This is a genomic window from Labilibaculum euxinicum (assembly GCF_009795715.1).
Classification (GTDB): Bacteria; Bacteroidota; Bacteroidia; order Bacteroidales; family Marinifilaceae; genus Labilibaculum; species Labilibaculum euxinus.
Genome location: NZ_WTCR01000023.1, coordinates 15,456 through 27,592, shown reverse-complemented (window position 1 = coordinate 27,592; position 12,137 = coordinate 15,456). Strand labels below are relative to the sequence as shown.

Below are 12,137 nucleotides of genomic sequence, written 5' to 3'. Positions count from 1 at the left end.
ATCAGCATTTAATTAAAAAGCGAGGGAAAGCAGCTTAGTAGTATTAAATTTTGACAGAGCCTGAATCACTCTATAAAATGAAAATTAAAAAATAGAATAAAACTCTAGGATATCAGGGGTCAAAACATTTATGTTGATATCGTGCAAATTCAAACTACTCGACAATTCCACTTTTTTCACAAGATGGGTAAAAGCATCGATAATTATTTTTTTATGATATTCTCTTTCTGACATCATTATTTTTTATGAAGTTTGCTCATTTTAACATTGGTGAAAACATATTAGAAGTATGTATATGACCGCCAATTATCATCTGTTAGGCTTTGAATACTGCTTTGTTAATTTAATAAAAAGTGTGCTTGTCTATCCATTGAGTAGTAATGAATGATCATTATGATGATAATTTAAAACTAATGGAATAATTTCACTAAAGTATTAAATCTAAACTAAGATTCATACTGTCAAATCTGCCAACTTTATTAAATTGGAATATTTTAATGAGATCATTACCTCAATAACGTGATAAGCAAAATTAATAAGCTAAGAGAAGTGAATTTTCATTCGCCATAAATTAATGTTGGTATTAAAATCAGCCTATACAGGGAATTGCACCACATTAAGGATACTATTTTGCCAGCTAATTAACCGTTTAGACGGATAAATAGGTAGTCTCTGTTGGTAAAAAGCCTCGTTCTGGCTAAACCGGGTTACGGTATTTTTAAGTAAAAAATCAGCTTTTTCTCTTAAATGCTTAAATATTAATATGATATATTAAATATATTTATTAAATTGGAATGCATAATACATTATTATTTTAATTAAATCAAATAAAATGAAAAAATTATTAGGATTAGTATTTGTTTTTTTTATTAGTATTTCGGCTTTCTCACAGCAGACTGGGAAATATGTTCCAGGAGACCAAGGCGGAGGCAGCACAGGATCAGGAAATTTTACCTCAATTGATAAGGCTGGTGATTGTACGTCTGGGTATTTAAGATTTACTTACCAAGGATATTTAACTATTGCGTTGGATTACAGTAACAATACTGTTTCAAATTTTACTGTCACAGCTTCTGGTTCGGGCTCAATTATGACCAATACTATTACATCAAAAAATGCAACAGTTTCTAATGGTAAAATATCAATTATTGTTTCTGTTTTAAATAAGACAACTGACGGATCCCAAGAAAATCCTTATTTTACTCACATAACAGAGTCTTTCATTTTTAACATATGTACTCAAGAATTGAATTAAGAATCTTGATTCTTCTTAAAGACCTATAAATTGAATATTTATAGGTCCTTATCTTGCGCTATTTGTAAGTTCTCTAATCCTATTGCATTTTGAAGAGATGTTTAAACCTGTAACTGATTAATGTTATTCTCAAAACCAGAAGTCCTCTTATTAAAACCAATATTTTAAATTGGTATTAGTTATTTTTGTTAAACCAACATTCATGGAATATTTTTGCTAAAGTCAAATTGATTGAGTAGTGGCAGATTGCATGGCAATTTCCTATCAACCAATGATGAAGTTTTAGCGAGAAACAAACCTCAATATGTGCCATTCTGCAATTAATTGCACAAAATGTTGTGCCGTCGTATTTAATTTTATACATCAACACTCCACCAAAACCCTTTATTATCTGTATCTACAAAAGATGTGATTTTACCATCTTTGTGCTTTACCTTTTGGAGTTTCTTTAATTTTTCGATTAATTCTTTAGAAGACCACTGCTTTATCTCCTGAATATTTTTATTGCTTTTTTTAGATTCTTCAGAAATTTTCTTATTTATATTTTCGAGTATTTTCTCGTCAGATACTTTTTTAAGTTTTTGATTCTTTTCTAATAATCTTAGTATTAATAATGTTAAGAATTCATCATCTCCTAATATTGCTCCCTTTTTCTTCGCATTTAAAAAGAAATTTATCAGTAATATTGAGACACCTATGATTTGTGTAGGGATTGCCCATTGCTGAATAAAAATCATAGAGACAAATGGTAGAAGAGAAAGACTTTTATCTATAAACTTTAAGTCATCATCATGTATAACCCAGTTGTATTTTCTTACCAATCGATTTGCAACTCTTTTTACATGAATTTTCCCATTTTCGTCTTTTGTTATATTTGTAGAACATTTATTTTTTGCATTCTCAAAATAAATGTCAAAGCTGTCTTCCTTGAATAGACTCATCGCTTCATCTTTATTCTGCAATTCTATATTATTATCTTTTATAATTTTTATGAATTGTTCCTCTAATAATTCATTTGCTTCATCAAGTCTATAAGTTTTATTATCCATAGTGTTAATTTTTATAGGTTCTTCTTATATGTGGCATAACATGTTATAATGTATATTATACTATGAAAGTTACATAAGCTAATTAATGAATCATAAAATAATTATTACTCTGGCGCAATATAGAATACATCTAGATAGTGCTATTGGGAGGAGAAACAACCGTCAATTTTCAACATACTCTTTTCTGATTCTCTTTACTGTTATCAATTGCGCCTACTTTTTTTACTAACCATTTGAAATGGTATGTCGGGAACAGCCAAGCATATTCTGAATGTAATTGTAGCTTTTGCCATCAATGAGCATACTCTCAATTATTGCATGGTACATTTTATGTAGTTCTTTAATTGTGTTGCATTAAACATTGATTTTTGTCCTTAATGCATCATTTCATAAATGAACTTTTGGGAGTATGTGCTAATTGCCATTATATCGATAACTGGAACATAAATCTTATTTTTAACAAACTTTAAGTCTCTGCCCGATCATATTTTTATTTTAAAATGATTGATAGCGGCTTATTTTTTTATATTTGTTATACCTAATGTTGATAATATCTGAATTGATATTTCATCGACACGATAAACATTTAATTTAAAATTTAAGCATATGTTCTTTTTTAAAAATAATGATAACGGCCCTAAAACAAGTTACACTGCTCTTGAGCTAATGAACGAGATGGAAAAGCGAAATGATATTTTGCTTATCGATGTTCGCGAGCCTCATGAATTGGCGAAGGAGGGTATTAAAAATGCCATGCATATTCCTGTAAATCAGATACCGGATAAGCTTCCTCTTTTGCCGAAGGACAAAGACATGGTGATTTTTTGTCATGTAGGATTTAGAAGCAAGCAAGTAAGAAACTACCTGCATAAACTGGGTTATCACCGAGCTGCGCATTTAAAAGGCGGATTGAACAGTTGGAATAAAGAGCTGAAACAGAAAGCCAGTCAGCTTAGCGAGGTTGAATAGCTTGCAGATATAAAAAAAAAAGGCTCAATAATTTAGTTTAATGAGCCTTTTTTCTTTGTGTTCATAGTTGATTGGTATCCTATACAAATCGTTCCCGCTTTTGCATATTAATTAAACTCCATAAAATTGATATGACCGCACCAACTACCAGCATCATTCGGTTTTGAGAAAGCACGTTTTGCCAAATACTGTAACTCATATCACCCGGAACATTGAAGGGGTTTAGGAATATATTCCATTTGCTGGATGCAAGAGGTTCTGCAAGGATCAGAAATGCCAGACCAATAATTACCATAACTACTGCGGCTCCACTCGCATTCTTGATTAGAGTGGCCAAAAGGAATGCAAGACTGGCTAAAAACAGCAGACAATACATCAGTTGGTAAACCATATGAAAAACGGATATGCGGATAATTGCAAACACCGTTATCCACGACATCAGACACATTGTTAAGAGCAAAAGTAATAAGCTAAGTGCAAAGCGCACCAAATACACTTTATATCTGTAATTGGGGATTCCAAACAGAATTTCGAGCATTCGGGTATCTTTATCGCTTTGTATGTTGTAGATAACAGGGTAGAATAAGATCAGGACTCCCGGAAAAATCAAGCTCCTATAAATATCTGCTTCATCGGGACTCGAATCCGAGAACAACATGATACCGGTTACCATCAGGAAAAAGGCGAAAGCTGCAATCAGAAAATAGATAAATTTATTCGCAAATATAATCTTGATGTTGTAGCGTATAAAATCGGCTGTGAGTATCAGTTTTTCTTTCATATGATTATTGTTTTTTACCGTAAAGTGCACCTTCCATTTTCTTTGTGATCTTCGTGGTTAAATCTTTTTTATTTATTCCTTAATTTCCCTTTTGGGTTAATCCCTTTCTTCCTTTTCGTTCAGCAAACACAAATAAGCATCTTCTAAATTTGCTTTTGTATTTACCGCTCCGTAACCCGGATTTTCATCGGCCAAACAGCGAACCCGAATCTGATCTTTGTCGCGCATATGATGAATAATAACATGTTTGGTTTTTAAATCTTCAAACTCTTCGGTTGATACCGTCAGCATCCACACTTTTTTGTCGGCGATACCTGCCATGTGAATCGGTTCGCCCAAGTATTTTAGTTCTCCTTTTTTCATCACAGCAACCCGGTTACACGAACTGGCTACATCTTCAATAATGTGAGTGGAGAAAATCACGATTCTGTCCTGACTTAGTTCTACCAACAAGTTTCTGAATCGAATTCGCTCGCGTGGATCAAGTCCGGCGGTTGGCTCATCAACCACCAAAATTCTTGGTAAGTGAAGCAGAATCTGTGCAATCCCGATTCTTTGTTTCATTCCTCCCGAAAAGGAACCGATCTTATTGTCTTTTTGATCGAGCATGTGAACGGCTTTAAGCACATATTCCACACGTTCCATTCGTTCTTTATTATTATTCAGTTTTTTCAGAATTCCCATGTAGTTCAGGAAATCCCATGCGCTCATGTTTTCGTACATGCCGAATTCCTGTGGCAGGTATCCAATTAAACCTTGCAGTTCTTCACGCTTTTTGCGAACATCAATGCCGTTAATGGTGATTTGCCCGTAACTCTGTTCCAGAATACCGCAAATAATTCTCATCAAGGTTGATTTACCAGCACCATTGGGCCCCAGTAATCCGAACATCCCGTTTTTAATATCAAAGGAAACACCTTTAACGGCTTTAAACGGAATTTTCTTTTTCCCGATTATTGGGATGATTAAAACAAATCGGTAGAAGAATTTGCGGATGCCGCTAAATCGGCCTTTCACCCGGTTGATGTTTATTTTTTCATGATAAATTTTATCAGAAGACACTTTGATCAGTAAAGCCAAATACCAGAAAAAGGCCAAAGGAGCAATGAGTCCGATTAGTTCGTATTGCTGATAAAAATATACGAACACAGGTACCGGGAACAACCAGTATATGATTTTATGCAGTGCATAAATAAATCGGGGCATCCATTTTTTACTGCTCTCTTTTTTTAGATGATTACGGTATTCCATAACGGGAGACATAAAATTCAAAATCAGAATTTGGAATAGTATGGACAAGCCAAGTAACCAGTATTTGTTTTCGAGATGGATGTAAATGAAAAAGAACAGGAACGCAAGCAAAGGCAATTGCCAGATTAAGGTGACAAAATCGCGGATAGATGAATAGGATTCCTTTAAACCCAATCGCTCTCTAATTTTAAGTCCCGATTTCCATTCCCTGATAAACCGACCATCCCATTCGTATATTTTTACCAAATTTCTAATTTCGATGTGTAAAGCGTCATCAGGAGCAATTAGTTTTTCGTTGGCTTTTCTTAAACTGGCCTGGATAAAATAGATGCATGCCGGTACCGATAACAGCAAAATCAGGAATGTGATGATCTGCCAAATTTTGCTGTCTACTTCTATGTAAATGAAGTAGGTTCCTATCATCCAAATAGCAATTTGAATAGCTTTTACCCAAACAGGCTGATTTTGTATCCAGTTTAAGCTGGTTCGCAATCCGGCATATAGTGTTGGAATAAAAACCAAGGTAAGAATTGTACTGAGGCTTAGCCCGCCAATTACGGTTATGGCAAAAGGAACTCCTATTGTAGTTACATACTCGGCACGACCAAGAGCAAGTGGCATTAAGGCAATAATGGTAGTGATAGCTGTGATCAGGATAGGGCGGATACGTGCCAGTCCGGCCATAATAAGAGCTCTGGATTCCCGGTAGCCGCGTTTTTGCAATACGTTCGAATAATCGATCATGATAATTCCGTTGTTCACAACAATACCCAGCAGAATAATTAATCCGGTAAATACATTGGCGTTCATTAGAGAGGTTCCGGTAAGGATCAAGGCAATCAGCGATCCGATTGCAGCCATAGGAATGGAAAACATCATCACAATAGGCATGGTGAACGATTCAAAGACTGAAGCCAGAATCATAAATATCAGAATGATGGCCATCAGAAACAGAAAGCCAAATTCAGCCAGATTGTCTTCTTCATGAACAATTTCCAATGCAATTCCCGATGGAATATTCATCCGTTCAACCAATTCATCAACTTCTACCCTCGATGCAGTTAAGAGGTCTTTCTCATCGTTCACTTCATCAATAAACTGATATTCAACTTCGAGTTGTTTTTCCTGATTCGTTCTTTTGATCGTTGATAATCCGTCGGTGAAATTTAGATTGCTGATGTTTTGTAATTCGAATTCAGCGCCTTGAGTACCCCTTACGGTAAGCTTACGCAGATCTTTTGCATCTCTTGTTTGCTGCTCGGTATTGTCACCAAGTGTTTTAATAATAATATCGTACTCTTCGGTGCCTTGTTTGAACTTTACACCACTCGAAAATTCTTTCTGAAAGGAATTTAATTCCGACAATACCGATGTAACAGGAATATCGTATACCGCCATGATTTGTTTGTCTAATTCCATGACCATTTCGGGACGTTTGGCAGGAATTCGAACCGATATATTTTTAATGGAAGTCAATTGATTTAGGTAGTATTCCAAATCTTCCGATACGTCGAGCATCTTATTAAAATCCTGACCTTTAATAATCAATTTTTCTTTTTGACTGCCCATGCCCAACATTTCCATAAATGGATTGTCGCCGCCAAAACCTCCGCCACCGCCAAAACGACGACCTGTAGCCGGAGGATCCCAGCTGAAAGATGCACGTGGCAAATCATCCAAACGTTCCAGAATGTTTTTCTTAATGCCGGGAATGGAAAGGTTTTGCTTCTCGCGATAATCATCAAGCAATGTGATTGTTAATACAGCTTCTTCTTCATAAACCTGACTGGTGATGTCTTTTTTCTCCTGAACAGAATCAAGTTTTTGCTCTACTTCCCGAATGAATAAATCGGTGTTTTCGAGAGTGGTTCCGCCAGGAAGTGTTACATAAAGATTCAAATCTTTCGTTTCGGTTTCTTCTGTCGAAATCATGCTTAGCCCCAAACTAATCAGTAAGGTGACAAAAAACAGTCCTAAGGCGCCAAGAATAGTTCTTCCCGGATACCGCATACACGATTTCAGCGTTACCAGATAAATCTGCACCAATCGGTTGTGGAGCGAAATGTTTTGGAAATTAACGGCACGGGCGGCATTTTTTCGTTTCAGAAAAGTGTGGGTAATCATGGGAATTAATAGCAGGGCAACAACCAGCGATACCAATAAGGTGGAGATAATGGAAACACCAATGTGCTTGCCCAATAATCCGATAAAGAAATTGGATGTAAACAGAAAAGGCAGGAATACGGTGATTGTTGTTAGTGTGGCAGCAAAAATGGATCGCCATACTTCTTTGGTTCCCTGAATAACTGCCGTGTCCGGATCTTTCTTTTGGGCGGCCAGACGGTAAATATTTTCGAGCACCACAATGCTGTTATCGAGAAGCATCCCAATGGCAAGTGCCATCCCCAAAAGGGTGAGTGTGTTGATGCTGATATCGTAAGCATAGAAAAAATTGAACGCTGTGTAAACCGAAATGGGTATTGCCAGTGCAATTGCGGTGACCAAACGAAGGTTTTTCAGGAATATCCAGAGAACGAAAATTGCCAGAAGGCCTCCAATTAATGCCAGTTCAATAATCAAATCGATATTGGTTTTCATGGTTTCGGCAGTGTTGGTTTGCACCACCACAGCAATATCTTTGCTTGCCAGTTCCTGATTGATTTCTTCAATTTTCGCAATTACATTGTCGGCCAGTTCAATGATGTTCGATTGAGAATCGCGGGTTAGCTGAAGGGTTACTGCTTCTTTTCCGTTTACACGGCTGTATGAGGTTTCTTCCTTTACTCCAAAACGAATGCTTGCGATATCTTTCAGTTTTATATTGCCTGCTTCTTTAACAACAAGCTCGTTTAATTCTGAGATATCAGTAAATTCGGAGACAATATTCACAAAGTGCATTTTGTTATTTTCAATCACTTTCCCGGCAAAACTTCGCATGTTGCTGTTCTTGCTTAGAACGGAACGAACATCCGACGGACTGATGCCATAACTCTTGCAAACATCATCTCTTAGAAGAATATCAATGGATTTTTCGCGCCCGCCAAAAAGAGCCACATTGGCTATGCCATCGATATTTTTAATTTTATCGACGATTTCATTCTCAGTAATTTGCCGAACCCGGTCAACACCTCCACTTCCACGAACCTGAATATTCATGAACATGTTGTTGAGTTGTTCCATATCGAATTTAAATACCTGAACCCTGAACTCTTTTGGAAGATCTTTCTTCTTTTCTTCTACTTTTTCAGCAAGTTTTAAATAAGCATATTTAAGATTGGTTCCCTGTTCGAAAGAAATCTCAATACTTCCTCGTTGCTGTCCGGCAGTAGAGACTATCTTTTCAACGCCTTCCATTCCTCCTGCAATTCCTTCCAGAGGAATGATTGCTTCACTTTCCATATAGCGGGGATCTACTTCTATAGTAGTTCCTACCTCTACAAACAACATAGGAAGCTGTGCATTTGGAATCAGTTCAACCGGCAATTGTTTGTAGGAGAAAAATCCCAACATGCTAAGTCCGGTGAAGAGCATTGCTATTAAAACCTTTCTTTTTATAATGAAGTTCATATAATCTAAGCTTAATTAGCTGTTAGCTTGTTCCTGTTTATTGATGTTCTGTCAGATTATTATTTAAATCTGTTTATTTCACTGTATTGTTTGATGTTCTATTTTCCTGATTTCGAAAAATAGCTTTGCATGTTATCGAAAATATAGTACACACAAGGAATAACGACCAGTGTTAAAAGGGTTGAGGTGATCAAACCTGCAATTACAGCTATTGCCATTGGAGCCCGTAAAGCTGCACTTTCACCAAATCCAATGGTTAGTGGAAGTAAGGCTAAAATGGTTGTGATACTGGTCATTACAATTGGGCGAATTCTGTTTTCACCTGCCATAATTATCGAATCGCGCAAGGAATTCCCCTGCTCCTTAAATTGGTTAATGGCATCAACCAGAATAATGGAATCATTCACCGCTATTCCTCCCAGCATAATAATACCAATGTAGGCCATGATGTTCATAGGCATTCCCAAAAGGAAAAATGCCCAAATGGCACCAACTCCAGCCAATGGAATAGTGAGCAGAATGGTGAAAGGATGAATGAGTGATTCGAATTGAGAAGCCAAAACCATATATACCAATATGATCGAAAGAATCAAAGCAAAGCTTAAATTGGAAAGTGCTTCCTGACGTTTCTGTTCTTCGCCAATCAGATTTACCTGATAACCCTGCGGCAATTCAATATTGGCGAGTTTGGTGTTTATTTTATCGACAACCTGATCGAAAGCCACTTCTCCGCGAATATCGGCACTGATTTTTCCAATTCTGGTCTGATTTCTTCTTAACATTTGTTTTGGAGAAGATGATTTTTCGATGTGTGCTACTTCATAGAGTGGTATTTTCTGATCTCCGCTTTTTAGCAGAAGCGTATTTAATTCGGACAGACTCGTTTCAGGCATCTGAATGGTAATGTCATTCATTTCTCCGCCTTGTTCGAATTTGCCTGCATTTTTCCCCATCAAAATGTCTTTTAGCTGACTGGTAATTCCTTCTGTACTTAGGTTAAAAAGACCTGCTTTGTAACGATCAATCACCACATTAACTTCCGGGGCTCCTTCTTCAATGTTGGTTTTTATATTTGTCAAATCGGGAACCTGAGTCAGGAGTCCTTTAATTTCTGCAGAAAGCTGTTCCAGAACTTTCGTTTCTTTTCCTTTTACCTCAACTTCAATGGGAGCACTTTCTGTTCCAATGGTCGATTGTAAAGCTGTTTCATCATGGATAATGGATATTTCCGCATCGGGAATATCACCAACCAATTGACTTACGTTTTCGAGTATTGCTTCCGATTGAGCAGTGTATTCGCTTTTTAAACGAATTTTTATGCTGGCGGTATTTTCATTTTGAAATACGGCTTTGTCGGCAGCAGAACTGCTTCCCGGACCAATTTGAGTGTATACAGTTTCGAAATAATCTCCCATAGATTGTTTCAGCATGGATTCGATGGCTTCAACTGTTTGAGAGGTTCTTTCCAGTTGAGTTCCTTCTTTCAATTGAATATCCAGACTGAATTCGCCGACTCCGCTTTTGGGTAAGTATTCATTTCCAACATAGGGCAAAATAAGTCCTGTCAGTACAATTAACAAACTTGCGGATCCAATTACCAGGCTTCGTTTGTTTAGTAAATTGGCCAGTAAAGTTCCGTACCAGCCTATTTTAACCGATTTGAATTTTATATTTTTTCCTTTTCCCTTGTAGGCATAATGAAACAACATGGGAATCATTAAAATTGCAACAAAAAGAGAGGCTATCAGCGAAAAAGCAACCGTCCAGGCCTGATCTTTAAAAAGTGCGCCGGATGCTCCGTGCATATACACAATAGGAAGAAACACAACAATTGTGGTAAGAGTAGAAGCTACAATTGCACCTCCAACTTCCGAAGTTCCTTCTATGGCAGCATCTTTCACCGAGAGCCCAAGCTCCATTTTCCGAAAGATATTTTCGATTACTACAATGGCATTGTCGACCAACATTCCGGCTCCTAATGCCAAACCGCCCAGTGTCATTACATTCAAACTTAATCCATTAAAATACATTAGATTAAAGGTGGCGATGATAGAGACAGGAATCGCAAAACTGACAATTGCGGTCACCTTTATTCTTCGCAAAAAGACAAAAAGAACCAAAATGGCAATAAGAACACCAATTAAAGCGGTTTCTTCTACTTCATCAATTGCTTTTTGAATGAACTGACCTTGGTTTTGAACCACGATAAACTGATATCCGGGCAAGGCTTTACGGATAGAAACCATCGTTTTTTCGAAATCTTCAACTGCCTGAACTGTATTCGATCCCGTTTCTTTGTAAATAGACAAACCGATGCATCTTTGGCCATTGATACGGACAATATTTTGTGCTTTTTTTGCCACAAAACTTACTTTAGCTACGTCTTTTAAAAGAATTGGGACTTTGTCTTTCACTAAAACCTGAGTGCCTGTATTTACAGGAGCAGACGATGAGGCCGAGGATTGTTTGGTTCCGACAATTATATTTTCGATTTCCTGAATGTTTCGGATTAAACCGGCACCTTTAATAATGTACTTGGTTCCCATCTCAACAATGCTTCCACCTGAAACATTTTGATTCAGACTTTTTATTTTCTGTACAATCTGATCGATGGTTATTTTGTGGGCATCCAAAAGGTATTGGCTGGTTTCGATGCGCACTTCCTTTTCCTGTGTTCCGGTCAATTCTACCTCAGCGATTCCTTCCAAACGAATCAATTCGTTACGGATGTAATTTTCACCCACTTTTCGCAACTCATCCATGTCTTTAATTTCCGGATGAAGCATTCCGATAATTAGAATGGGAGATGCATTGGGATCGTGTTGTGTAATGGTAAATTCATCAATTTCGGCATCCTGACTGTAGGCTGTTAATGCTTTTTGTAATTCCAAAAAAGCTTCATCCATATCACTCCCCCAGGAATATTCCACGGTTACCCGAGCCGAACCAACCATACAAACCGACGAAACCTGACTTACGCCTTTTTGTCGAATGGATTGTGCTTCAATGCTTTCTATAAATTGCTTTTCGATTTCTTCCGGAGGACGTTCGCCGGCTTTAATTTCCACAAATATGCGGGGAGCGTTCATTTCCGGGAACAGGTCAACATTTAATTTGCCGAGTGACACGTATCCCAAAAGTAATATTGCCATTACAATCATGGAAACTGTTACCGGATAATTGACCGAAAATTGAGTTATTTTCTTCATTTTGAAAGCAATTTATAATTGAATGACAAAGATTGCCATGTTGTTTAGGATATGAT

At 37.0% G+C, this 12,137-nt stretch carries 6 protein-coding genes; 2 read left to right on the top strand and 4 right to left on the bottom strand.

Going from position 1 to position 12,137, the window contains the following annotated elements; genetic code table 11:
- The first annotated feature begins 832 nt into the window (after positions 1-832).
- Positions 833-1,255 carry a hypothetical protein gene (locus GQR60_RS19685; RefSeq protein WP_124994581.1) on the top strand — a complete coding sequence of 141 codons (423 nt, stop codon included), beginning with the start codon at positions 833-835 and terminating at the stop codon, positions 1,253-1,255.
- Between the two features lie 356 nt (positions 1,256-1,611).
- Here the strand turns inward: GQR60_RS19685 and GQR60_RS19680 are convergent, their stop codons facing one another.
- A complete protein-coding gene (locus GQR60_RS19680) occupies positions 1,612-2,304 on the bottom strand; it encodes a hypothetical protein (RefSeq protein WP_124994580.1) in 693 nt (230 codons plus the stop codon).
- Between the two features lie 606 nt (positions 2,305-2,910).
- Here GQR60_RS19680 and GQR60_RS19675 point away from each other — a divergent pair.
- On the top strand, positions 2,911-3,273 hold the full coding sequence (locus GQR60_RS19675; RefSeq protein ID WP_101309960.1) for a rhodanese-like domain-containing protein: 363 nt from the start codon (positions 2,911-2,913) through the stop codon (positions 3,271-3,273).
- A gap of 79 nt (positions 3,274-3,352) precedes the next feature.
- Here the strand turns inward: GQR60_RS19675 and GQR60_RS19670 are convergent, their stop codons facing one another.
- From GQR60_RS19670 to GQR60_RS19660, 3 genes are all read right to left on the bottom strand, one after another.
- A complete protein-coding gene (locus tag GQR60_RS19670; RefSeq protein WP_124994579.1) occupies positions 3,353-4,054 on the bottom strand; it encodes a hypothetical protein in 702 nt (233 codons plus the stop codon).
- A 96-nt stretch (positions 4,055-4,150) separates the two neighbouring features.
- The gene (locus tag GQR60_RS19665; protein ID WP_124994578.1) at positions 4,151-8,872 is read right to left on the bottom strand and encodes an efflux RND transporter permease subunit; all 4,722 of its coding nucleotides are present in this window, start codon (positions 8,870-8,872) and stop codon (positions 4,151-4,153) included.
- A 98-nt stretch (positions 8,873-8,970) separates the two neighbouring features.
- Positions 8,971-12,081 carry an efflux RND transporter permease subunit gene (locus GQR60_RS19660; protein WP_124994577.1) on the bottom strand — a complete coding sequence of 1,037 codons (3,111 nt, stop codon included), beginning with the start codon at positions 12,079-12,081 and terminating at the stop codon, positions 8,971-8,973.
- Positions 12,082-12,137 lie beyond the last annotated feature (56 nt).